Annotated in this window: 22 protein-coding genes and 6 tRNA genes; 10 read left to right on the forward strand and 18 right to left on the reverse strand. The window is 46.5% G+C overall.

Annotated elements, in window-relative coordinates; translation table 11 throughout:
* Positions 1 to 36: 36 nt before the first annotated feature.
* Positions 37 to 930 carry a TIGR01777 family oxidoreductase gene (locus EK374_RS12200; protein WP_127023889.1) on the forward strand — a complete coding sequence of 298 codons (894 nt, stop codon included), beginning with the start codon at positions 37 to 39 and terminating at the stop codon, positions 928 to 930.
* Here the strand turns inward: EK374_RS12200 and EK374_RS12205 are convergent.
* Positions 921 to 3401, reverse strand: coding sequence for an ABC transporter permease (locus EK374_RS12205; RefSeq protein ID WP_127023892.1), 2481 nt, complete (start codon positions 3399 to 3401; stop codon positions 921 to 923). The genes EK374_RS12200 and EK374_RS12205 overlap by 10 nt on opposite strands.
* Positions 3391 to 4107 carry an ABC transporter ATP-binding protein gene (locus EK374_RS12210; RefSeq protein WP_127023895.1) on the reverse strand — a complete coding sequence of 239 codons (717 nt, stop codon included), beginning with the start codon at positions 4105 to 4107 and terminating at the stop codon, positions 3391 to 3393. The genes EK374_RS12205 and EK374_RS12210 overlap by 11 nt, the downstream gene beginning before the upstream one ends.
* A 19-nt stretch (positions 4108 to 4126) precedes the next feature.
* Between EK374_RS12210 and EK374_RS12215 the strand changes: the two genes are divergently transcribed.
* A complete protein-coding gene (locus tag EK374_RS12215) occupies positions 4127 to 4711 on the forward strand; it encodes an arylesterase (RefSeq protein ID WP_206099196.1) in 585 nt (194 codons plus the stop codon).
* 175 nt (positions 4712 to 4886) lie between these two features.
* Here EK374_RS12215 and EK374_RS12220 read toward each other — a convergent pair.
* The 16 genes from EK374_RS12220 to tkt all read right to left on the reverse strand — a co-directional run bounded on the left by EK374_RS12220 (position 4887) and on the right by tkt (position 16652).
* Positions 4887 to 4962: transfer RNA gene (locus EK374_RS12220), tRNA-Ala, on the reverse strand.
* Between the two features lie 22 nt (positions 4963 to 4984).
* Positions 4985 to 5060 (reverse strand) — tRNA-Glu (locus EK374_RS12225).
* Between the two features lie 24 nt (positions 5061 to 5084).
* Positions 5085 to 5160 (reverse strand) — tRNA-Glu (locus tag EK374_RS12230).
* 34 nt (positions 5161 to 5194) lie between these two features.
* A tRNA-Glu gene (locus EK374_RS12235) sits at positions 5195 to 5270 on the reverse strand.
* 26 nt (positions 5271 to 5296) lie between these two features.
* Positions 5297 to 5372, reverse strand: a tRNA-Glu gene (locus tag EK374_RS12240).
* Between the two features lie 16 nt (positions 5373 to 5388).
* Positions 5389 to 5464 (reverse strand) — tRNA-Ala (locus EK374_RS12245).
* Positions 5465 to 5934: 470 nt separating this feature from the next.
* Positions 5935 to 7200: a tetratricopeptide repeat protein gene (locus EK374_RS12250; protein ID WP_127023901.1), complete on the reverse strand. Its 1266-nt coding sequence runs from the start codon at positions 7198 to 7200 to the stop codon at positions 5935 to 5937.
* A gap of 4 nt (positions 7201 to 7204) precedes the next feature.
* Positions 7205 to 7816, reverse strand: a complete 612-nt coding sequence (locus tag EK374_RS12255) for an energy transducer TonB (protein ID WP_127023904.1) — start codon at positions 7814 to 7816, stop codon at positions 7205 to 7207.
* 1 nt (position 7817) lies between these two features.
* Positions 7818 to 8219: an ExbD/TolR family protein gene (locus EK374_RS12260; RefSeq protein WP_127023907.1), complete on the reverse strand. Its 402-nt coding sequence runs from the start codon at positions 8217 to 8219 to the stop codon at positions 7818 to 7820.
* A 13-nt stretch (positions 8220 to 8232) separates the two neighbouring features.
* On the reverse strand, positions 8233 to 8757 hold the full coding sequence (locus EK374_RS12265) for a MotA/TolQ/ExbB proton channel family protein (RefSeq protein WP_127023910.1): 525 nt from the start codon (positions 8755 to 8757) through the stop codon (positions 8233 to 8235).
* Positions 8757 to 10121, reverse strand: coding sequence for a MotA/TolQ/ExbB proton channel family protein (locus EK374_RS12270; protein ID WP_127023913.1), 1365 nt, complete (start codon positions 10119 to 10121; stop codon positions 8757 to 8759). Before EK374_RS12270 ends, EK374_RS12265 begins: the two co-directional genes overlap by 1 nt.
* Positions 10122 to 10127: 6 nt before the next feature.
* Positions 10128 to 10901: a DUF3450 domain-containing protein gene (locus EK374_RS12275; protein ID WP_127023916.1), complete on the reverse strand. Its 774-nt coding sequence runs from the start codon at positions 10899 to 10901 to the stop codon at positions 10128 to 10130.
* A 241-nt stretch (positions 10902 to 11142) separates the two neighbouring features.
* Positions 11143 to 12207 (reverse strand): class II fructose-bisphosphate aldolase, encoded by a 1065-nt coding sequence (fba, locus tag EK374_RS12280; RefSeq protein WP_053424754.1) that lies wholly within the window; start codon positions 12205 to 12207, stop codon positions 11143 to 11145.
* A 138-nt stretch (positions 12208 to 12345) separates the two neighbouring features.
* Positions 12346 to 13530 carry a phosphoglycerate kinase gene (locus EK374_RS12285; protein WP_127023920.1) on the reverse strand — a complete coding sequence of 395 codons (1185 nt, stop codon included), beginning with the start codon at positions 13528 to 13530 and terminating at the stop codon, positions 12346 to 12348.
* Positions 13531 to 13571: 41 nt separating this feature from the next.
* Positions 13572 to 14585 (reverse strand): erythrose-4-phosphate dehydrogenase, encoded by a 1014-nt coding sequence (gene epd, locus EK374_RS12290; RefSeq protein WP_127023923.1) that lies wholly within the window; start codon positions 14583 to 14585, stop codon positions 13572 to 13574.
* 69 nt (positions 14586 to 14654) lie between these two features.
* Positions 14655 to 16652 (reverse strand): transketolase, encoded by a 1998-nt coding sequence (gene tkt, locus EK374_RS12295; RefSeq protein ID WP_127023926.1) that lies wholly within the window; start codon positions 16650 to 16652, stop codon positions 14655 to 14657.
* A gap of 352 nt (positions 16653 to 17004) precedes the next feature.
* Between tkt and metK the strand changes: the two genes are divergently transcribed.
* From metK to EK374_RS12335, 8 genes are all read left to right on the forward strand, one after another.
* The gene (metK, locus tag EK374_RS12300; protein WP_127023929.1) at positions 17005 to 18156 is read left to right on the forward strand and encodes a methionine adenosyltransferase; all 1152 of its coding nucleotides are present in this window, start codon (positions 17005 to 17007) and stop codon (positions 18154 to 18156) included.
* A gap of 130 nt (positions 18157 to 18286) precedes the next feature.
* A protein-coding gene (locus tag EK374_RS12305) for an IS1182 family transposase (protein WP_127019037.1) occupies positions 18287 to 19635 on the forward strand; the annotation gives its coding sequence in 2 pieces (ribosomal slippage) (positions 18287 to 18755 and positions 18755 to 19635; 1350 coding nt in all).
* A gap of 368 nt (positions 19636 to 20003) precedes the next feature.
* The gene (locus EK374_RS12310) at positions 20004 to 21563 is read left to right on the forward strand and encodes an AbgT family transporter (protein ID WP_127023932.1); all 1560 of its coding nucleotides are present in this window, start codon (positions 20004 to 20006) and stop codon (positions 21561 to 21563) included.
* A 110-nt stretch (positions 21564 to 21673) separates the two neighbouring features.
* Positions 21674 to 22402 carry a 16S rRNA (uracil(1498)-N(3))-methyltransferase gene (gene rsmE, locus EK374_RS12315; RefSeq protein WP_127023935.1) on the forward strand — a complete coding sequence of 243 codons (729 nt, stop codon included), beginning with the start codon at positions 21674 to 21676 and terminating at the stop codon, positions 22400 to 22402.
* A 23-nt stretch (positions 22403 to 22425) separates the two neighbouring features.
* Positions 22426 to 23394: a glutathione synthase gene (gshB, locus tag EK374_RS12320; protein ID WP_206099197.1), complete on the forward strand. Its 969-nt coding sequence runs from the start codon at positions 22426 to 22428 to the stop codon at positions 23392 to 23394.
* A gap of 21 nt (positions 23395 to 23415) precedes the next feature.
* The gene (locus EK374_RS12325) at positions 23416 to 23973 is read left to right on the forward strand and encodes a YqgE/AlgH family protein (protein ID WP_127023941.1); all 558 of its coding nucleotides are present in this window, start codon (positions 23416 to 23418) and stop codon (positions 23971 to 23973) included.
* A complete protein-coding gene (gene ruvX / locus EK374_RS12330; RefSeq protein ID WP_008897896.1) occupies positions 23973 to 24407 on the forward strand; it encodes a Holliday junction resolvase RuvX in 435 nt (144 codons plus the stop codon). Before EK374_RS12325 ends, ruvX begins: the two co-directional genes overlap by 1 nt.
* Positions 24397 to 24657, forward strand: coding sequence for a DUF1653 domain-containing protein (locus EK374_RS12335; RefSeq protein ID WP_127023946.1), 261 nt, complete (start codon positions 24397 to 24399; stop codon positions 24655 to 24657). Before ruvX ends, EK374_RS12335 begins: the two co-directional genes overlap by 11 nt.
* Positions 24658 to 24755: the final 98 nt, after the last annotated feature.

Here is a 24755-nt window from a genome sequence, read left to right on the forward strand (position 1 = left end):
GGACTGTATTCAGTAGCTTATTGTAGTGGAGATTGCATGAATATTTTAATTACAGGCGCTACGGGGTTGATTGGGCGAGCACTCGTTGCACAGTGGCATCACCAACACCAGTTGCATATCCTTACCCGCTCATCCTTAAAAGCAAAAGAAATCCTGGCGATTGACGCCAACTATCACCACACTCTTGATACTGTAGATTTAAATCAGATTGACGCAGTGATCAATCTGGCAGGTGAACCTATAGCCGACAGGCGTTGGAGCGAATCACAAAAACAAAAAATCTGCCAAAGCCGCTGGCAGATCACAGAAGCACTGGCGGAGAAAATCCAACAATGCACTACCCCACCCACAGTCTTCATTAGCGGCTCTGCTATAGGTTTTTATGGCCGACAAAGCAGCACTGTAATCACAGAAGAGTACAGCTCCTATTACCCTGAGTTTAGTCATGACATTTGTGCTCGCTGGGAGAATCTGGCACAGCGTGCTGCAAGCCCACACACAAGAGTCTGTTTACTGCGTACTGGCATAGTACTGAGCAGTAAAGGTGGAGCCCTTGGCAAGATGCTGCCTTTGTTTAAATTAGGTTTAGGCGGGCCAATTGGAGATGGTCAGCAGTTTATGTCCTGGATCCATCTGGAAGATATGGTGCGTCTGATTGACTTCTTACTACAGCGTGATGACTTAAGTGGACCTTTTAATGCGACAGCGCCCCGCCCAGTCAGCAATAAACAGTTCAGCCAATTGTTGGCGGAACGTTTTGGTAAAAAGGCACCTTTAAAAGTGCCTGCTTTTGTATTGCGCTTAGCTTTTGGCGAGATGGCTGACATCTTGTTGTTTGGCCAGAATGTACAACCAGGGCGTTTAGTGGATAGTGGCTTTCAGTTCCACTACCCACAGTTAAAAGATGCCTTAAACGCTCTTCAATTCTGAAGGGCGCGGCGTAATAAGGTGCTGCCTGACATCTTCAACAGCACCCTGACCTGCCACGCGCCCAGAGCTGTGACTAAGCCAACTCCCAATACAGGACCTAGCCACCATAAGTTCCAGTGCGGGCTGTACGGTAAATCAAAAAACTGCTGCTGAACCACAGCCAGCAGGACTTCGGCTAAGACTGTGGCAAAAAGCCCGGCCAAAGCCCCTAAAGCGGCAAACTCATACAACAAGGCTGCTTTTAAGAAAGACGACTTAGCCCCTAAGGTACGCAGAATAGCCAGCTCCTGCTCCCTTTGCTCTAAAGTCGCCTGCACTTGCGCGACCAACACCAGCACTGCAGATGCAAACACCAATATCAAAATAAAGGTTAAGGCCACAGAAACCTGACTGATAATATCGTTCACCTGCTTTAAAATGGTATCGACTGAAATCAGACTGACAGTCGGGAATTGCCGAACTATCTGATTTAACAGTTCCTGTTCTGACATATCCAGATAAAATGCCGTGATATAAGTGGCAGGAAATCCCTGCATCAGATCAGGTGAAAGCACCATATAAAAGTTAGGTTGTAAGCTGTTCCAGTCGACTTTCCGAATGCTGCTGATTTTTGCTTCAAACAACTGACCGCCGACAGAGAACTGCAGCATATCGCCTAGCTTCAGCTGCAGCCGTTCCGCCAGTTGAGATTCGACCGACACTTCAGCTTTGGAGTCAGCCGTAAACCACTGCCCGCTTTCCAGCTTGTTATTGTCAGGCATCTGCTTTAACCAGGTTAAATTCAGCTCCCGCCCAACCCCTTGACGCTGTTCAGGTTTTTCTTTGGTTGCTTCATCGGCAAAGTTCTCGCCGTTGACAGCCAGCACCCGACCACTGATCATCGGATAAAACGCTGTCAGGGTGAGCTGATGCTCGGCTGCCAGTTGTTGCAATGAAGTTCTGTCCTGTTCGGTTAAATTCACCAGAAACTGATTCGGTGCGCCTTCAGGAACCTGTTGTTGCCATTGGTCCAGCAGCTCAGAACGCAAAAAGTAAAGCAGTAAAGTTAAAAACAACGCCAGACTAAAAGTGATCAACTGAAACGCATTGGGCCATAACCTGCGGCGTAAATTCGCCAATGCCAGCCGTAGCGCACTGCTTTGTCCTGCTGCCATAGGTTTGGCAACCCGAACCAATAAGGCGGCAAAGCCCATCAATAAAGCGGCAAACACCAGGCAGAGCACAAACAACCAGCTGCTGATCCAAATGTCACCACTAAAGAGCCACATCAATAACCAGATGGCGACTGAACCGCTGATTAAATGCACCGGGTCAAATTTCATCTGATCCGGCTTTTCCCGCAGTACATTAAGCGCCGGCACTGCAGCCAAACGCCACAAAGGGCGGGCTGAAAACAACACAGCACAAATAGCAGCCGTCAGCACGCCTAAACCCAAAGGTCGGAAGCTAAATTCAGCCAGATACTCTGGCATCCAGAATCCGACGCCCCATTGACTTAATTGCACCAATAACTGTCCGGCCACTAAACCAAAGCCTACGCTGAAGATCACCACAAAGAGTAAATGACTGCCATAAATCTTCCGGCTCAAGGTAGTGGTTGCGCCCAAAGCTTTCATCACAGCCACAGAGCGGGCATGGCGCTGACTATAGCGATTCGCAGCCACAGCAGCGGCGCAAGCCGCCAGCACAATACCCAACAGGCCAGATAACAATAAAAAGCGCTCAGATCTGTCCAGTGCACCACCTATGGCCGACTCTCTGTCCATTTTCTGCCATCTGTCCTGTGGGCCCAGTAGTTCTTTGCTTTGTGTCTCAAGCAATGCCAGGTCTTGTTGGGAACCTGCAAACATCAAGCGGTAATTGATCCGACTACCAGGCTGAATAATCCCGGTTGCGGCCACATCATCCAAATGCATAAGTACCCGTGGCGAGCTGCCAAATACAGACAACGGCGCATCAGGTTCAGCAACAATGACGCCAGCAGCGGTAAATACTTTTTCGCCAAGCTCCAGACTGTCGCCTACCTTAATATCCAGCAAACTATAAAGACGACTTTCCAGATACAACTGATTCGGCTGCAAGGATACAAGCGCTTTGGCATCAGTCAGCGACGAGCTTAATATCAGCTCGCCTCTTAATGGATATGCTGCAGATACGGCTTTAACAGACACCAACTGCATCAAATCTTTGGCAAACAACATGGAGTTAAACTGCACCTGGCGAGATGACTGCAGTTTAAGCTCGTCTGCCTGTTGTTGAACCTGTTCATTAAAACCTACGCTAGAGCGCAGAATTTGATCGGCAGCGACAAAGTTGGCGCTGCGCTGGTACAAAGCAGAACGAACCGATTCCGTGATACCGGATAAGCTCACCACAGTGAGCACAGCTAAAAACAGTGAAAAGGCGATAACCCATAACTCGCCACGGCTTAATTCACGCCAGAACAGCCGCCAGGCGATTTTACCCCACATGACGCTTGCCCTCTGTGGCTTGAGTCAAATCAGCCGTTAGGTGGCCGGCATGCATCTGAAATCGAAATTGGCAACGCTGCGCCAGTTCATGATTATGGGTTACTAACACTAAGGTGGTGCCTTGCTGCTTATTCAGTTCAAACAGCAAATCTTCAATTTTCTCGCCCGTCGCGCTGTCCAGGTTAGCTGAAGGTTCATCAGCAAAAAGCACAGCAGGTTTGGTAATAAAAGCACGGGCTATCGCTACCCTTTGCTGCTCACCACCGCTCATCTGATTGGGAAAAAAGTCGGCTCTGTGGCTTAATCCGACCTGGGCTAAGAGTTCCAGACCACGAGCCCGGGCATCTGCCATACCCGCCAGTTCAGCAGGTAAAGTAACGTTTTCCAGTGCTGTCAGACTGGGTAACAATAAAAATGATTGAAACACAAAACCTACAGAGCGGGCTCTTAATTCTGCCCTCTCGTCTTCTGTCAGTTGATGCAAAGGCTGGCCTGCCAGATAGACTTCACCGGAGGATGCTTGATCTAAACCGGCCAATATACCTAATAAAGTAGACTTGCCGGAACCCGAAGCACCCACAATAGCAACTGTCGCGCCTTGATTGATAGTCAGATCGATATCTTGCAGTATGGTAAGCTCAGACTCGGTAAGCTGAACTGTTTTTACAACATCTTTTGCAACAATATGAGGTATAGGTGTTTTCATGATTCGATTGATCTACGTTATGCTTTTGGTCCTGTCAATCACCACAGCTGCGGTGCAGGCCAAAACGCTGTTAATTCTTGGCGATAGTCTGAGCGCCGGTTATGGGTTAAGCCAACACCAAAGTTGGGTGCATCTGCTTCAACAAAAACTTGACCAACAAGACAGTGACTGGACACTGGTCAACGCCAGTATCAGCGGAGAAACCTCAGGTGGTGGTCTGGCCCGCTTACCTGCCTTACTCGAACAACACAAACCCGATTACGTGCTGATTGAACTCGGTGCCAACGACGGTCTGCGTGGTTTCCCTGTGCCCCAGCTTGAAACCAATCTCAATGCGATGATAACGCAAATAAAGCAGCAACAAAGTAAAGCTGTCTTAATGCAAATACGCATTCCACCAAACTATGGCTCACGTTACACCAAACTATTTACAGATTTATACCCAAAAGTGGCAGAGAAACAGCAAATACCTGTCTGGCCTTTCTTTATGGAGACCATAGCCCTAAAGCAACAATGGATGCAAGCAGATGGGCTACACCCGAACCTGGATGCACAGCCTGTTATCGCAGATTTAATGCTACCTTTGGTGTCGAGTCTAGAATAAAGATGTAACGAAGTTTGAAGAATGTCAGGAAGCGGCTTTTAAGCCGCTTTTTTTATGGCGTTCAAGTGTAAAGATGAGATCTTGGAAATGGCTTGAAAACTATCGCAGCGAGCTGCTTAGCTGGCTAAGTTGAAGCTTTTGACATGAACATAAAATTAAATGGAGCTTATAAACTTGGTGGAGCTAAGCGGGATCGAACCGCTGACCTCTTGCATGCCATGCAAGCGCTCTCCCAGCTGAGCTATAGCCCCACTTGCAGATGTAACGCTGAAGTGGCGTCCCTTAGGGGATTCGAACCCCTGTTACCGCCGTGAAAGGGCGGTGTCCTAGGCCTCTAGACGAAAGGGACACTGGATAGATCTTCATATGATGTTGGCGTCCCTTAGGGGATTCGAACCCCTGTTACCGCCGTGAAAGGGCGGTGTCCTAGGCCTCTAGACGAAAGGGACAGGCGCATAAACATCACAAATTGTACTGACTTATTGGCGTCCCTTAGGGGATTCGAACCCCTGTTACCGCCGTGAAAGGGCGGTGTCCTAGGCCTCTAGACGAAAGGGACACTACAGTCAGTTTGTCAGATTTTGTTGGCGTCCCTTAGGGGATTCGAACCCCTGTTACCGCCGTGAAAGGGCGGTGTCCTAGGCCTCTAGACGAAAGGGACACTGGAACAAAATCTTTGGTGGAGCTAAGCGGGATCGAACCGCTGACCTCTTGCATGCCATGCAAGCGCTCTCCCAGCTGAGCTATAGCCCCACACCAATTGCAGAAGTTGCTGAGCAATCCCCTACAAGACGAGGCGAATTCTAGGGGCCGAGACCAAAGGTGTCAACAGTTTTTTAGAAAGCCTTGATCGTTCGCGTATTTTTTAAACTAAGTGACTATTCAATCAGCAAAATACACAACATAGCTGCCCTGCTCCGTCAGCAAATTGATTTAATTCAAGGTTCTGGTACGACACAACAGAGATATAAAAAAAGGACTAAAAAGAAGGTAGCGGGAAATGTGTCGCTAAATTAAGTGGAGTTGCAAGCACTCGACAAGTATTTAAGATCAGGGAGCTTAGCAGCCCTGTGTGCGATAAGACTAAAGCGGGAATAGGTGGGCCTTGCCGGACAAATATTTTTAAATATGATTTGGACGAGAGTGCTGTCAAGAATGCTACAGCCTCAAGTTGGAGGGTTATACAAAGAAAAAACCCTGCCGGAGCAGGGTTTTTTTAAGGATTAAAGACTCACGTTATTTTTACTAGCGCGCTCTTTAATATAGCTTTCCCAGCTAGCAGCCTGACGGGCGTATTTAGGATCGCCTTTGGCTTTTTGCACTGCCTGATAAGCATCTTTGAACTTGTTCTGGTAGAAATAAGCTTCAACCAAAGCTAAATACACAGGACCTTTGACTTTTACGCCAGCATCCAACGATTTATTCAAAGCTGCTACAGCAGCAGGGTATTTTTCAGCAAGGATCAATGAAGAACCTTGACGACGATAAGCATCAGCATCGTTGTCCAACTGAGCGGACTCACCATAATACTGAGCTGCTTTTTCCATTTCCCGTGCTGACTGGAAAGAACTGGCCATACTGTTCAACATATTTTTGTCTTTTTTGATTAAACCAGACTTGATATGTTTTTCCAGTGTGATACCGGCTTTGTATGGAACGTTGGCATTTGAATACAGCTGAGACAATAACTTGAATTCATTGGCTGAATCCAGCATGCCCTGCATAGCTGCAACTTCTAATGTCACAAGCGCTTTTTCATACTGTTCTTCTATGCTGTAAAACTGAGCCAGGTAAGTCCACCAGCGTTTTTCCGAAGGGAAAAGTTGCACAGTGGTCTCTAACACTTCGATCGCTTTTTTGTTGTTTTTCATCTCGTAATAAGCTGAAAACTTCAACGTATAAGGACCGGCGTTTGGCTTAGCTTTATCTTGCATGGCAATAGCCATATCAGCAGGCTCAATTACCTTCTGATACTGCTTCATTTCCATGTAAGCACTAGCAATACGTAAATAAACGTTCGACTCTTTTTCACCAGTGAAATCTATCCACTGATAATAAGTTTTGATTGATTCGTCGTATTGCTTATCGCTTAACAATAAGTCAGCAAGTAAACGCAAACCAGCAGCTTGGTCAGTAAAGCTCAATACGTCTGGCTTCATCGCTTTGCGCAGGTAAGCAATAGCTTTTTTCTCGTCTTTAGCGGCCCACATGTTGCCTAAAAAACGATTCAAATAAGCCATGTCAAACTCATTGCTTGACTCAACATCCTGCAACTCAGCGATGGCTTCGTTTATCTTCTCTGCACTATAAAGCTCATAAGCTTTAGCTATAGACTTACCAACTTTTTCACCTACAGCGCTTGATTTGCGGTTTTTCCGCGCTTCAATTTTTGCAGGATCCGGAGCAGCAACAGCATATGAACTTAAAGTTGTAGCACCAAAACTGGCCAGTACGATCAACGCAGAAGTAAGTGTAGTCATTTTCTTCATAGTGTTAACCCCCAGATTGATCTAAGGAGAAGTCCAATTGAACCATAATACCTGGTTGCTGAACTGCTTTACCATCGACCACTTTTGGTGAATATTTCCAACGTTTCAGTGCACGTATTGCTTCACGGTCAAATACACGTTTAGGTTCAGCTTCAACAACTGCTACGTCACCGACGCTGCCATCTTCCATAATAGTAAAGCGCATTTTTACCCAACCCTGTAAGCCGTCACGAGCTGCTTGTACCGGGTATTTTGGTTCAATACGTACTATTGGAGTAGCATCGCCATCACGCATCATCGCTGAAGACGGATCACCTAAGCCTGAACTCGCACCACCTACATCTACTGACGGTATGTTAAAACCAATGGTTCCACCAGTGTCAGTTGAAGCAGGCTCTGCAACCGGAGCCTTTGGAGGCTCTGGTGGCGGCGGTGGCGGTACCCGAACACGAGTCTGAGCTTTTGACTCAGGCGGCGTCGAGTTAATTTCAATAACGATTTGATCCTTTTTAGCATTGGTGAACGTATCATCCCCACCTATAAGGAATGCCATCAACACATACAGGAAAAACGTTATTACCGCACCAACTACCAGTGATAGTAATAACCTTACCATATTACTTGTTCTCCGCAGCGATCGAAATCTTATCGATACCAGCCAGCTTGATCTGATCCATTACCTGAACCACGATACCATGCTTAGCTTCTTTATCTGCTTGAATGATTACTGTATCAGTAGGCGATTCAGCCAACAGTTTCTCAACAGTTGCACCAACACGCTCAACGTCTACAGCACGTTTATCCATCCAAATCTCACCGTTTGCACGGATTGCAATAAAGATAGTGGCTGACGGCTTAGATTGAGCTTTTGCCGCTTTAGGACGGTTAACATCAATACCCGCTTCTTTAACGAACGAGGTCGTTACGATAAAGAAAATCAGCATGATGAATACAACGTCCAACATCGGCGTTAAATCTACTGCTGCCTCTTCGGCTTCACGTCTAATTTTACGTGCCATAAAATACTCTCTATCAATGATGAGGCATACTGTCAGCTAATCCATGAACTGCTGACTTCACCTTACCTTCCAGTTTGGACGTTACAAATACACCTGATAAACACGCAACCATACCAGCCATAGTTGGAATTGTTGCCATTGAAATACCAGCTGCCATCAGTCTTGGGTTACCAGTACCTTGCACCGCCATAATTTCGAATACGGCGATCATACCAGTTACAGTACCTAACAAACCAACCATAGGGCAGATGGCAACCAAAGTTTTGATTACGCCGATCCGCTCACTTAGTTTGGTAGATGCCTCTGACACCCACGCATCACGAATTTTATGCGCATACCAGGAGGTTGTATCAGCCCGGGCATTCCAGTCAGCAATGATTCTGTCACGCATCACTGGAAATTCCCGATTAATAAACCAGAAGCGCTCTATGATCAATACCCACATGATGAAGAGCACTATGGCGACGATATAAAGTACATCACCGCCGGTTGCGATAAAATCCCTGACAGATTCCCAAAGCTCTATCAGGCTATGCATTACGCTTTCTCCTTCTCCGCATGAGCAGCGATGATACCAGCGCTTTGCTCATCCAGAACATGCAGGACTGAGTTTGACTTACTTTGTAACATAGAGTGGATAAACAGTAATGGCAGAGCACATAACAGACCTTGAACAGTTGTTACTAACGCCATTGAAATCTGACCAGCCATGATTTTCGGGTCGCCAGTACCGTGTAAGGTAATAACCTGGAACGCGCCGATCATACCGATAACTGTACCTAACAGACCTAATAAAGGACCAACAGCAGCAATCAGCTTGATAATACCGATACCTTTTTCGATATCCGGAGTTTCACGCATAATGGCTTCGTCCAGTTTCAGTTCTAAAGTTTCAACGTCAACAGCTTTGTTGTCGTGGTAAACTTTTAAAATACGGCCTAAAGCATTTTTCTCTGACGGGTTACCCAGGTTTTTCAACTGAGCTTTTACGCCAGCAGAAGCTGCAGACAGAGATACGAAACGAATTGCGCCAATCAGTAAACCGATGAATAACAATACAGTAATTACGTAACCTGGAGTACCACCCTGGTGGAACTGTTCTGTTAATGTAGCTTCCTGAGTTTTCAGACGCAGTAAGTTACCGCCAGTTGGATCGATATAAACTGGTTTAACTTCACCAGCTGCAGCATTTTTAAATGCTTCAGCATCAGCAACAATGTAAGACTCAGGTTGTTTAACCAGAGGCTGCATTTCCTGAGTGTCAGCATTGAATACTAAGTAGCCACCGTCAGAAATCAGGTTAAAAGCACCAACACGAGTTACGCTTGCAGTAGCAGCGTTACCGTCTAAGCCTACAACATTGCCTTCAAACTTAGATACTTTGGCAGATTCAGTCATTTCAGTTTGCAGAGCAATCCACAGCTCTTCCAGTTCTTTGATCTCTGGAATTTCTTTAGCTTCAGCAAGTTTTCTTAACAGTTCTTCACGGCCTTTGTACTGAGCACTGATGTTAGAAGTAGCAATGCCACCGATAGTTTCAGTTGCAGCACCACGAACGATACCGAACATTTCACCTAAAGTACCCTGAGCAGCAATTAATTCGGCTTCTTTAGCAGCTAATTTACCTTCATTATCAGCAAACTGCTGAGTTAAAGATTTGCCACGAGATTCTTCAGCAGCGAATTCAGCTTTTGCTCTGTTTAACAGAGCTTGCTTGTCAGCGCGGTCAGATAAAAACTCTTGTTCACGTTGCTGGTTCATTTTACCTTCAGCAGTACGTGATTTTTTAACTTGCTCTAACAATTGATCAAGTTTGGCTGTATCAGCAGCTGCAGTTAAGCACACGCCCGCAGACATAGTTACAACAGCTGCAACTACTAAACCTTTAAAAACTTTCTTCATTTATGCTTACTCCGCTGCTAACACTGGAAGTTTCAACAATTCTGGGGCAGCTTGTTTACCCGCAACACGAATCGCGAACTTGGTAGATTCCAGGTACTCTTGACCCAGAGCTTCCCATTGACCTGTAGTTTTGTTAAACATCCAGGCTTGTTTTTCATCCAGAGATTGAGCCAGTAAGGCAACGCGACCTACGTAAACGTAGTTCACAGTAATTTCGCTACCATCAACAGCCAGTTTGTCCGTGTAGGTCACCAGAGCTGTACCTAAATCTTTTTCGATTTGGTAGGCTTCAATCACCAGGCGGTACATTTCAGAAGTGTTCACTGCTGAGTTACCTAAAACAGCGCGTAAACGATCAATACGAGCTAAACGGTTCGTCAGGTCGATTGGCATGTCTGCTTTAATGAACGCTTCTAAAGTATCAACCATACGATACATCAGAGGAACGATACCTTGCTTGGTACCTTCGATAGTACCAATTTGCTTATCTAAAGAAGCCAGCTGTGAGTTTTGATCGGCAACTAATTTAGCAACGTGGTCGTTGTACACTTTTAAATTTTCAGTTTGTTCAACTAATTGACGGTACTCAGCCAACAGTTCCTGACTTTGGTCAAAAATATTGTTGATTTTTTCCTGAGACTGAACTGAAGCACGGATGTTTTGCTGACCCGCTTTCTGAATTTCAGTCAGCTGATTTGCTGCTACTGAGGTGCTGGCCAATGCGAATGCTCCAAACAGAGCAGAAGCAACCAGACTCTTACGAATGTTATTGTTAGACATAGTTCCCAACCAATAATTGCTGATTAACGTAACCTGTTTTTGAAAGGCTATTTTTTGTAACAAAAGATAACCCGGTTAAAGGGTAAACCGCCCGCATCATTGCAGCAAACTCGCGGATTGTCAATATAACAACGACAGTCAACGGTGACAGTTTTGTTGCAATTTAAAGGCAGCTTATACCCATTTTTTCTTAAGCAAAATCAGGAGCTTTCCTGTATTAATAATCCATTAAAGTTTTTGCTTATTTAATGTTCGGCGTTAATTTCCCCGACTCATACAACTTCACCATTTGTTCAAGAGAAATGGCTTTTATTTTTGACGCGTTACCGGCAGTACCAAATGCCAGATAACGATCCTTACAAATTTCAGTCATAGCTTTGACTGATTCCTGCAAATACTTACGTGGATCAAATTCCGCAGGGTTTTTCGCCATATAGCGGCGGATAGCTCCTGTTGAGGCTAAACGTAAGTCAGTATCTATATTGATCTTACGCACGCCAAACTTGATCCCTTCCTGAATTTGTTCCACTGGCACACCATAAGTTTCAGGGATGGCACCACCATACTCATTAATAATAGCCAACCATTCTTGCGGCACAGAAGATGACCCATGCATCACCAAATGGGTATCCGGGATACGGGCATGAATATCTTTAATACGGTCAATCGCCAGAATATCGCCTGTAGGCGGGCGACTGAACTTATAGGCACCATGTGAAGTACCGCAAGCAATAGCCAGCGCATCAACACCTGTCGCTTTGACGAACTGAGCCGCTTCTTCCGGATCAGTCAACATTTGGTCATGACTTAAGATGCAATCTGCACCTATGCCATCTTCTTCACCTGCTGCGCCAGTTTCAAGCGAGCCTAAACAACCTAATTCGCCCTCTACTGAAACACCACAAGCATGCGCCATATCTACAACACGGCGCGTTATATCGGCATTGTAGTCATAATCCATCGGTGTTTTACCGTCAGTTCCTAAAGAACCATCCATCATCACTGAAGAAAAGCCTAACTGAATCGCCTGCTGGCATACAGCAGCCGAGGTTCCGTGGTCCTGGTGCATCACCACTGGAATATGCGGGAATTCTTCCACAGCCGCCAGTATTAAATGACGCAGAAACGGAGCTCCGGCATATTTACGCGCGCCAGCAGACGCCTGCACTATCACAGGACTGTCTGTCGCATCCGCAGCTAGCATGATGGCACGCATTTGTTCTAAGTTGTTGACGTTAAAAGCTGGTACTGCATAACCAAACTCGGCAGCATGGTCCAGCATTTGACGCATTGAAATCAGAGCCATGAGATCCTCTCTCTTTGTGTAAGGTAAGGGTTGTATTTTAAAACCGCTGGCTCTGTTGTCACCTGAGGTGATCTGTAATGTACAGAAACAGCGGTCGTCTTCATTTATCTTTTTGTAGTTATTTGTAATTTAACAGCTTTATGCTGTGGTTTTAGCGCGTTGTTCCAAAATTTCCACTGCTGGTAAAGTTTTACCTTCCAGAAATTCCAGAAAGGCGCCGCCACCTGTAGAAATATAAGAAATTTTGTCAGCTAATTCATACTTATCAATAGCAGCTAAGGTATCGCCACCACCTGCTATAGAAAACGCCTGACTGTCTGCAATAGCAAGAGCTAAAGCTTTAGTACCTTGTTCAAAAGAAGCAAATTCAAACACACCCACAGGACCATTCCAAACAATAGTACCGGCATTTTTCAGAATATCGACCAGCGCAGCGCTGCTGTCAGGACCAATATCAAACACCATATCGTCGTCGCTAATATCAGCAACAGACTTGGTGGTTGCAGGCGTGTCTTCGGCAAAAGCTTTGCCTGTAACCACATCTGTAGGTACAGGGATAGAGCCGCCATTGGCTTTGGCTTGTGCCATTAAACGCTTGGCTTCAGGAATAAGGTCGGTTTCAACCAGAGACTTCCCAACCTGATAGCCCTGAGCGGCAATAAAGGTATTAGCGATACCGCCACCAACAATCAGCTGATCGACAATACCAGATAAAGACTCAAGTACTGTCAGTTTAGTGGACACTTTAGAGCCGCCTACAATAGCAACCAATGGACGTTTCGGATTTTTAAGCGCTGCGGCTAATGCATCTAACTCGGCAGCCAACAAAGGACCAGCACAAGCAATTGGCGCAAATTGAGCCACACCATGAGTAGTGGCCTGAGCGCGGTGTGCTGTACCAAAAGCGTCCATGACAAACACATCACATAAAGCAGCCAGCTTTTTCGATAAGGTTTCGTCGTTTTTGCCTTCGCCTTTGTTAAAGCGCACGTTTTCAAACACCACCACTTCACCGGTATTCACTTCAACACCGTCCAGGTACTCTTTGACTAAACGTACAGGCACAGATAAAGCGGCATTTAAATAATCAACCACAGGTGCCATCGAGAATTCTTCGGCGTATACACCTTCATCAGGACGACCTAAGTGAGAACACACCATCACTTTACCGCCTTTTTTAAGCGCTAATTCGATGGTAGGAATAGCAGCTTTTAAACGTGCATCTGAAGTGACTTTGCCGTTTTTCACCGGTACGTTTAAATCTTCACGGATCAATACCCGCTTCCCTGTTAAATCGATATCGGCCATCTTAATAACTGACATACCAGACTCCTGTGATTTTATAAGTTTTTATGAAATAAAGTTCAGACAAACCGCATCATAGCGCGGGTGGTGTCGATCATTCTGTTAGCAAAGCCCCATTCGTTGTCACACCAGACTAAACATTTGACTAAACGTTTGTGGCTGACCCGGGTTTGTGAGCCATCGACAATGCACGAATGCGCATCATGATTAAAATCGACGGACACCAGCGGCTCTTCGGTGTAATCCAGAATACCTGCCAGCTCCCCTACCCTTGCTCGCTGCAACACCTGATTAATTTGAGTGACATCCACGTCCTGGTGCAAAGTGACGCTTAAATCCATAGCTGTCACGTTTACTGTCGGCACACGCACCGCAATGGCTTCAAAACGACCGGCTAAATGCGGCATGATACGCTCGATACCTCGGGCTAATTTGGTATCGACCGGAATAATAGACTGACTGGCCGCTCTGGTGCGGCGTAAATCAGTATGATAGGCATCTATCACCTGCTGATCATTCATTGAGGCGTGAATCGTAGTAATAGTGCCACTCTCGACACCAAAATGCTGATCAAGCACCTGGATCACCGGAACTATACAGTTGGTGGTGCACGAACCTGCCGACACCACTGTCATCTGATCAGTCAGCAAATGCTGATTAATGCCATAAATCACTGTGGCATCAATATCAGCGTCTGCAGGGTGTGAAAACAGTACTTTTTTCGCACCAGCGTCTAAATGCAGCTGCGCATCTGCACGGCTATGAAACACACCTGTGCATTCAAGTACTACATCGATGTCTAATTCGTTCCATGGCAACTGGGCGGGATCGGCCTGACAAAACAACGCTATTGGATCGCCATTGACCAGCAAACCTTGCGCTGTCAGCTCAACTGGAAAACCAAAGCGACCATGCGAGGTATCGTATTTTAATAAGTGGGCTATTCCTTTGGCATCAGCCAACTCGTTAATAGCGACCACCTTGACCTGTTCTGTTAAACCGCATTCGTACAGGGCTCGCAGGATATTCCGACCTATACGGCCAAAGCCGTTAATTGCCACTTTAATGGTCATTGCTATTCAATTACCCGCTTCACACATTTACTGATTAAAAACAGGGGCCACAAGGCCCCTTTTTCATTTTTATGCTAATAACTCGTTGGCAGCTGCAACCACAGCGGCCGTGGTTATACCAAAGTGTTCGAACAGCTGCTCAGCCGGAGCCGATTCACCAAAGCTGTCCATACCAATGATTTTACCTGTCAGGCCAACATACTTGTACCAGCTATCTTTTATACCCGCTTCTACAGCGACACGTTTGGTGACGGCTGATGGCAATACAGCTTCACGGTATTCGGCATTTTGGGCTTCAAATACGTCGGTTGAAGGCACAGAAACTACCCGCACTTTACGTCCCACAGCAGTTAACTGATGGTAAGCCTGTACTGCCAGCTCTACTTCAGAACCTGTAGCAATCAGAATCAGTTCAGGCGTGCCCACAGAATCTAACAAGACATAACCGCCTTTACGAACATCAGCCAATTGCTGCGCTGTACGAGGCTGTTGCACCAGGTTCTGCCGGGTGAAAATTAAGGTGCTTGGGCCTTCAGTGCGTTCAATAGCCGCCTGCCATGCCACAGCCGATTCCACTGCATCACAAGGACGCCAGTTCATCAGATTCGGAGTCACACGCAGCGAAGCCAACTGCTCAACCGGCTGGTGAGTTGGGCCGTCTTCGCCTAAACCAATTGAATCGTGGGTGTAGACAAAAATGACCCGTTGTTTCATCAGCGCAGCCATACGCACTGCATTACGGGCATATTCCATAAACATCAGGAAAGTAGCACCGTACGGGATAAAACCACCGTGCAGAGCTATACCATTCATCATGGCTGACATACCAAATTCACGCACACCGTAATACAGGTAATTACCGCTGGCGTCATCCGCTGTTACACCTTTAGAACCGGACCAAATGGTCAGGTTAGAACCGGCTAGGTCAGCTGAACCACCTAATAACTCAGGTAATAAAGGACCAAAAGCGTTTAAGCTGTTCTGTGAGGCTTTGCGTGTAGCAATAGACTGAGGATTATCCTGCAGATGCTGAATATAAGCAGCAGATTTTTCTGGCCAGTCAGCAGGCAAATCACCCGCCATACGACGTTTAAATTCAGCAGCCAGTTCAGGGTAAGCTTTAGCGTAAGCGGCAAAGCTGTCATTCCAGCTGTTCTGAGCTGAAGTACCTTTGGCTTTGCCATCCCACTCTTGATAGATATCCTCTGGAATAACAAAAGGTGCGTGCTCCCACCCCAGATATTCACGAACTGCAGCAATTTCAGCATCCCCTAAAGGCGCGCCGTGGCAGTCGTGTGAACCTGATTTATTTGGAGAGCCGTAGCCAATAATAGTTTTGCAGCAAATTAAAGTAGGTTTGTCTGTGACAGCACGGCCTTGTTCAATAGCAGCCTTAATAGCGGCAGCATCGTGACCATCCACACCAGCAATCACATGCCAGCCATAGGCTTCAAAACGTGCAGGTGTATTGTCAGTAAACCAGCCTTCAACATGACCATCGATAGAAATACCGTTGTCATCCCAGAAGGCAATTAATTTACCCAAACCTAAAGTACCGGCCAAAGAACAGGCCTCGTGCGATACACCTTCCATTAAGCAGCCATCACCTAAAAAGGCATAGGTGTGGTGATCAACAATGGCATGACCTGGTTTATTAAACTGAGCCGCTAAAGCTTTTTCAGCGATGGCCATACCTACAGCATTGGTAATACCCTGGCCCAATGGGCCTGTGGTGGTTTCGACACCAGGTGCATAACCATATTCAGGATGACCAGGGGTGCGGGAATGTAATTGACGGAATTGTTTTAAATCTTCAATGCCTAAATCATAGCCAGAGAGATGTAACAGAGAATACAACAGCATAGAGCCGTGGCCATTGGACAACACAAAGCGGTCACGGTTGGCCCAGCTTGGGTCTTGTGGATTATGAATTAAATAATCGCGCCACAATACTTCAGCAATATCTGCCATGCCCATAGGGGCGCCCGGGTGACCTGATTTCGCCTTTTGCACCGCATCCATGCTCAGAGCGCGAATGGCGTTAGCGAGTTGTTTACGAGATGGCATCTTCTCTCCTGCTTGATTGACTTTATATGACTTTGATCCAAGGGGTGGGGTTACCCGTAGTCTTGCACTGCTCTTTTCTATCTTTATTGGAGTGGCGGCTAAGTGGGTGAACTCTGTTTTTACATGGATACAGCAAAGTTGGGCTTATTTTCACAGAGCATCAGCCAAATCGCAAATTTTAATCCACACCAAAGCAAAGTTTTAACCCGCTTTGCCGATAGATTAACTGGCTTTAGCATTAAAGACGTCCGGGCGGCAGAAAGTTCTGGCATTGACCTGCGGCTTTCACTAAAATAGCCGCCCCAAATTACAGCGCCCAGGCGCGATAACAACCAACATGTGGAATACGTAAATGGCACAACACATTTTTACCTCTGAATCTGTCTCTGAAGGACATCCGGATAAAATCGCTGACCAGATCTCTGACGCGGTACTGGATGCCATTTTAGAACAAGATCCAAAAGCCCGTGTTGCTTGCGAAACCTTCGTAAAAACAGGCATGGTGTTAGTAGGTGGTGAAATCACTACCTCAGCCTGGGTCGATATCGAAGAGATCACTCGCAACACGATCCGTGACATTGGTTACGTGCATTCAGATATGGGTTTTGATGCCAACTCCTGCGCTGTGTTAAGTGCAATTGGTAAACAATCACCTGATATCAACCAAGGTGTGGATAAAAAAGATCCAAGCGAACAAGGTGCAGGCGATCAGGGTTTAATGTTTGGTTATGCCAGCAACGAAACTGACGTATTAATGCCTGCTCCTATCACTTATTCTCACCGTTTAGTGCAGCAACAAGCCAAAGTGCGTAAAGATGGTACTTTGAACTGGTTACGTCCTGATGCGAAATCTCAGCTGAGTTTTGTTTACGAAAACGGCAAGCCAGTGGGCATAGATGCAGTTGTTTTATCCACTCAGCACTGTGACACTATCTCTACAGCGGATCTGCGTGAAGCTGTAATGGAACACATCATCAAACCTGTGTTACCAGCAGAATGGCTGAGCGATAAAACCAAATATTTCATTAACCCGACTGGCCGTTTTGTTATTGGTGGCCCTATGGGTGACTGTGGTTTAACTGGTCGTAAAATCATCGTAGACAGCTACGGTGGTATGGCGCGTCACGGTGGTGGTGCTTTCTCTGGTAAAGATCCATCCAAAGTTGACCGCTCTGCAGCTTACGCTGCCCGTTATGTGGCAAAAAACATTGTCGCCGCTGGTTTAGCAGAACGTTGTGAAATTCAGGTGTCTTACGCTATAGGCGTAGCTGAACCTACTTCAATCAGTGTTGAAACTTTTGGTACCAGCAAATTGAGCGAAGATCAGCTGATTGCATTAATCCGCCGTCACTTCGATTTACGCCCTTATGGTTTGATCCAGATGTTGCAGCTAGAGCGCCCTATTTACCGCGCTACAGCCGCCTACGGTCACTTCGGTCGTAATGAATTCCCTTGGGAAAACACAGACAAAGCTGAAATTCTGCGTTCTGAAGCAAAAATCTAAGTTTTTGTTTTAACAGACAGAACCTGATAAAAAAGGAGAGCAATGCTCTCCTCAGACTGCTGACAAAGGTCTGGACGTAGCTCCAGACCTTTGATCTAATAGAATCAGTTCAACACAGGACTGATTATCTATGTTACGAGACACATCTCCCCAACAATATCAGCTTGAGATGGTAACTTTGGAGCAACTGGTTCCTAAAGACCATCTGGTTCGTAAGATTGATACTGCTATTGATTTTGAATTTATCCGCGCTGAAGTGGCTCACCTCTATTGCAAAGACAATGGCCGTCCGGCGATTGACCCTGTGGTGCTGTTTAAAATCATGCTGCTCGGTTATGTATTTGGTGTGCCAAGTGAGCGGCGACTGATGCAGGAAATCGAAGTCAATGTAGCCTATCGCTGGTTTTTACGGTTGAGCCTGACGGATAAAGTGCCGGATGCCTCGACCTTAAGCCAGAACCGTATCCGCCGCTTTAATGGCACTGATGTATTTCAGCGTATCTTTGACCATATTGTGGAGCAGGCCATATCCCGCCATCTGATTGGAGGACGCACGCTGTACACCGACAGCACCCATTTAAAAGCCAGTGCGAACAAGGGAAGTCCATCAATAAACTGGTGTCTGCCAGCACATCTGCGTACATCAGGCAGTTGAATGAAGCGGTTGAGGAGGAGCGTAAAGTCGCCGGAAAAAAGCCGCTGAAGGAGAAGCAAGAACAGGTCTGTGAACTGCAATCTATCAAGAGTAGCACCACGGACCCGGACAGTGGATTTATGACACGCGAAGGCAAGCCACAAGGCTTCTTCTACCTGGACCACAGAACCGTCGACGGCAAACATGGCCTTATCACCGATACCTTTGCAACCCCTGGTAATGTGCACGACAGTCAACCTTACCTTGCCCGATTAGACCGGCAACTGGAGCGTTTTGACCTGAACCCGGTGGCGGTCGGATTAGATGCTGGCTACAACACGGCCATGTTGTGTCACTTAATTCAAGAGCGCCAGATTGAACCTGTGATGGGGTATCGTCGACCGAATAAAGGCAAGGGACTGCTGCGTAAAAGTGCGTTCAGCTATGAGAAAGACAGCAACAGCTACCTCTGCCCACAAGGTCAGAGTCTTCAGTACAGCACCACCAACCGTGATGGATACCACGAATACAAATCAGACCCGGCGATATGCAGGAATTGTCCGTTACTCAAACAATGCACGCGCAGTAAAAACCAGACCAAAGTGTTGACGCGGCATGTGTTTGAGCAAGCCAAAGAAGCCGCAAACCAGACGAGACTCAGCGCTTGGGGTAAGAAAATCTACCAACGACGAAAAGAGACGGTAGAGCGTAGCTTCGCAGACGCTAAACAACATCATGGTCACCGATATGCACGCTTCAGAGGATTACAGAACGTACAAATGCAATGCCTGATGGCAGGCACCGCGCAAAACATCAAAAAAATGGCGTTGCTACTGGCCGCCTGAGGAAGAAGCCCTTCAAACACCTGCTAATCGACCACAGACACACGACCAGACCTCTTCAGAACAACCCAACGTGCCAAAACACTCAGTCATGAAGTCATCGAGCTTCAGCCGTCAACTGTCGTAAAACTCGCGCTAAAAGTCCTTAAAAAAACAAACCCCATCAAAAAGGTGGGGTTTGTCATTAATCTGAGGAGAGCAATGCTCTCCTTTTTATTCGCCGCCATCCTTGGCGCTCTCCCTAAGGGCCAGCTAAAGCTGTTAAAAATCGTTCCTGACGATTTTTTTAATTTACGGTTTCTATAAAGCAGGATAAGGTAAAACGGCTAAAAAAGTCACAGCAGATGACGCTAAAACAACACGGAGTAACCATGACGTCCAGTGCCGTAAAAACCCCCTGGCTCAATCGCAGCCTGAATGCCATAGAACGTATAGGTAATAAATTACCCGACCCTGCCATCTTATTCGCTTTGCTGATGTTTTTTGTCTGGGGTTTGTCCTGGGCTTTATCAGGCGTAACGTTCACAGATATTGACCCGCGCACAGGCCAGCCTTTTCAGGTAAAAAACTTATTGGAAGGTGCGGCCTTTGCTGATTTTATGGCAAAAATGGTTAGCACTTTTGTCAATTTCCCGCCCTTAGGTGTAGTGCTGGTCGCTATGTTAGGTTTAGGTGTGGCTGAATACACGGGTTTTATTAATGCAGGGTTACGCAGCATCTTAGCTGTGACATCAAAACATTTACTCACTCCGGTGCTTATTGCAGTCGGTATTTTAAGTCATGTGGCGGTCGATGCCGGTTACGTATTGGTGATTCCGCTCGGCGCTGTGATTTTTTATGCCGCAGGCCGCCATCCTCTTGCAGGTATAGCAGCAGCTTTTGTCGGTGTATCCGGTGGTTTTGCTGCCACTTTATTTGTCCCCTCAAGTTTAGATCCTCTACTAGCTAGTTATACTCAGGTCTCAGCCCGTTTATCTGCCGACCCTGCCGCTGCTAGTCTGGTAATAAACCAATTAAACAACTACTACTTCACCACGGCCTCTGTCGCAGTAATTGTTATAGTAGGCTGGGTACTGACAGATAAATTTGTTGAGCCGCGCTTACAACAAACCAAAGTAGATGGCGATCCAGATCAAATGCCTTCCATGGAGCCATTAAATGAAAACGAGCGTAAAGGCTTGCGTTATGCGTTGTTGTCTATGTTGATTGCAGCAGCAGTGTTAGTGACTGCCGTGTTGCCGGAAAACTCAGCATGGCGTGCCAGTACCGGCGAGTTGACTGCCGCTTCAGCCCCTTTGATGCAATCGATAGTCGGCCTTATTTTTGTGTTTTTCCTGCTACCAGGCATAGTCTACGGTTATGTTTCAGGTAAAGTAAAAAACCACAGAGACGTAGTGCAAGGCATGAGTAAAGCAATGAGCGGTATGGGCTACTACATCGTCATGGCGTTTTTCTGCGCTCAGTTTATTTTTGCATTTGGTCAGTCCAACTTAGGAGCTTTACTGGCCATTAAAGGCGCTAATTTCCTGCAAGAAATGGCTTTTCCTATGGCAATTAACTTAGTGGGGCTAGTGCTACTCACTGCAGTAGTGAATCTGGTTCTGGGTTCTGCCTCAGCTAAATGGGCTTTAATTGGGGCAGTATTAGTGCCCATGATGATGCAACTGGGAGTATCACCGGATTTAACACAGGCCGCATATAGGGTTGGGGATTCGTCCACTAATATCATTACACCGCTGATGCCTTATTTCCCGATGATTGTAGTGTTTTGCCAGAAGTATGTGAAATCCACCGGTATTGGTACTTTGGTTGCTTTGATGCTGCCGTACTCAATTGCTTTGCTGATCTGCTGGACCAGCTTTTTAATACTGTACTGGATGCTGGGTTTCCCTTTAGGCATTGACGCCAGTTACGTCTACCCTGCACCTTAAACTGCCGTTTTTAATGGCTTGTGACCTATAAGTTGCGTCACAAGCCATACCCAGCCCTGCTTTTGCCTGCTACCATAGGCACTTTCCAAAGTGCTTAAGAAGCTATGTTTATGCGTATTCCCAGAATTTATCAGCCAGGTAGCATTCCACTGCAACAAGAATTTGCCTTAGCCGAAGACGGTGCCAATCATATAGGCCGTGTGCTGCGGATGCAGCAAGGTGACGAGCTTTGTTTATTTAATGGCGATGGCCAGAATTATCAGGCTGTGATCACTGCTGTTGAAAAAAAACAATTGTTGGTCAAAGCCATCAGCGCAGCTGATAATCCAGTGGAATCTCCCCTCAAACTGCATTTAGGACAGGGTATTTCCCGTGGTGACCGGATGGATTTTGTGATCCAGAAAGCGGTTGAACTGGGCGTCACTGAAATCACCCCGCTTTTTACTGAACGTTGTGGCGTAAAACTGGATGCAGAGCGTCTGGCTAAACGTACAGAACAATGGCAAAAAATTGCGATAGCGGCTTGTGAGCAGTCAGGCCGTAGTGTAGTGCCACTTGTACACTCAGCTTTGCAGCTACATAAATGGCTGGCACAAGAGACAAAAGATTTAAAGCTGACCTTGGATCCATGGACTTCAGACTCCATTAAGACCATAACAGGTAGTCAGGCTATTCGGTTAGTTATAGGTCCTGAAGGCGGTTTTACCGATACCGAAGTAGCCCAAACCAAAGATGCAGGATTTATGGCCGTTCGTTTAGGCCCTCGGGTATTACGTACAGAAACGGCGGCCTTAACCGCCATCAGCGCATTACAGTTACAATTTGGTGATCTGGCCTGAAGCAGATCCAAGCAGGAGTGAAGATGATTAAATTAGGCATAGTGATGGACCCTATCGCGGACATCAATATCAAAAAAGACTCCAGTTTTGCCATGTTATTGCAGGCTCAGTCCCGTGGTTATCAGCTGCATTACATGGAAATGAATGACCTGTATTTAATTGAAGGTCAGGCTCGTGCCCGCACCCGTTTGTTATCTGTGCAGCAAAATGGCGAACATTGGTACGATTTTGGTGGCGCTCAGGACATCGCTTTATCCGATTTAGACGTGATCTTGATGCGTAAAGATCCACCTTTTGACACTGAATTTATTTACGCCACTTATATTCTGGAAAGAGCGGAAGATGAAGGCACGCTGATTGTAAATAAACCTCAAAGTCTGCGCGACGCCAACGAAAAGCTTTACACCAGTTGGTTTGCACAACATACGCCAAAAACTCTGGTGACCCGCGACGCAGCGCGCCTAAAGGCCTTTTATCAGCAAGAGCAGGATGTCATTTTAAAACCTCTGGATGGCATGGGTGGCGCCTCGATTTTCCGCTTAAAACCGGACGATGCCAACGTCAGTGTCATTATCGAAACTCTGACAGAGCACGGCAGCCGTTATGCCATGGCGCAAAAGTTTATTCCGGAAATTAAAGACGGTGATAAAAGGGTGCTGGTAGTGAACGGTGAACCTGTGCCTTATTGCTTAGCTCGTATTCCGGCCAGCGGTGAAACCCGTGGCAACTTAGCGGCAGGTGGTCGTGGTGAAGCTCGTCCTTTAACAGAAAGCGACTGGGCTATAGCCAGAGCTGTAGGTCCTACCCTTAAAGCCAAAGGCCTGATTTTTGTTGGTCTTGATATTATTGGTGATCGGTTGACTGAAATTAATGTCACAAGCCCAACCTGTATCCGCGAAATTGAAGCAGCCTTTCCAGTGAATATCACTGGCATGTTATTTGACCAGATTGAACTACTGTTAAAGCAGAATCAGTTATCAAAGCAAAACTAAATCAGGTCCTAAGGCGGTTATATGGACAATTTCCAGAATCATTTATTGATTGCAATGCCGGGTCTTGACGACCCGATGTTTAAACGCAGCGTCACTTATATTTGTGAGCACAATGCGGAAGGTGCTATGGGTATAGTGATTAACCACCCTATGCCAGTCAAGATCACTGAACTGCTAAGCCAGCTTCAGATTGAGCATGATACAGAATGCACAGCTGCTAACGCCCATGTATGTGCAGGTGGTCCTGTGCAAAGCGACAGAGGTTTTGTGCTGCACACACCAAAAGAAGGTTACACCAGCAGCATGCGGCTAAATAACGATCTGATGGTCACTACCTCCCGCGATATTCTGGAAAAACTCACCACAGAAGACGCGCCGGAGAAGTTTATTCTGGCCCTGGGTTATGCTGGCTGGAGTGCTGGCCAACTGGAAAAAGAAATGGCAGAAAACAGCTGGCTGATGATACCGGCCGACAACAACATTATTTTTGAAATGAGCCATGCCGAAAAATGGCAAGGTGCGGCACATGCCATGGGCATTGAAGTCTGGCAATTAAGCTCAGAAGCAGGTCACGCCTGATGAGTAGTAGCGTCACCGTATTAGCTTTTGACTATGGCTTAAAAAGTATCGGCGTGGCTGTAGGTCAAAGCATGACAGGCACAGCCACTATGCTCAAAGCATTGAAAGCTCAGGACGGCATTCCAAATTGGGATCAAATCGAAGCACTAATTAAAGAATGGCAACCTAAACTCCTGGTGGTAGGTTTGCCGTTGAATATGGACGGCACTGAACAGCCTTTCACAGCCCGCGTGCATAAATTTGTTAATCGCCTGCATGGTCGTTATGGCCTGCAGGTAAAAACTCAGGATGAGCGTTTAACTACGGTAGACGCCCGTTCACAGCTGTTTGCTGAAGGTGGTTTTAAAAAACTCAGTAAAGAGTTGGTTGATAGTTTGTCAGCCAAACTGATTTTAGAAAGTTGGTTTGAAAATGGCGGCGCTTATGGCGATTAAAACCGGCTTCTATCGCCACTACAAAGGCCCTTTGTATCAGGTGCTGTCACTGGTGCGACACAGCGAAACCAATGAAGAACTGGTGTTATACCGCGCTTTATACGGCGACTTTGGCTTGTGGGTAAGGCCACTGGAGATGTTTATCAGCAATGTTGAAGTGGCTGGTGAACTGGTACCCCGCTTTAGTTTTGTCTCAGAACAAGTTCCTGCGGAATTAGGCAATTTACCTGAGTTCCCGCCTCTTTCCTGATCAGTCTGAACCTGGAACACCTCAACGCCACTAGCACTGAGCCCCGCCTGCGGGGCTTTTTTGTTTTTTGTTATCACCTTGATAAAACAAGCTCTTGT

Source organism: Rheinheimera mangrovi (assembly GCF_003990335.1).
Lineage (GTDB): Bacteria > Pseudomonadota > Gammaproteobacteria > Enterobacterales > Alteromonadaceae > Pararheinheimera > Pararheinheimera mangrovi.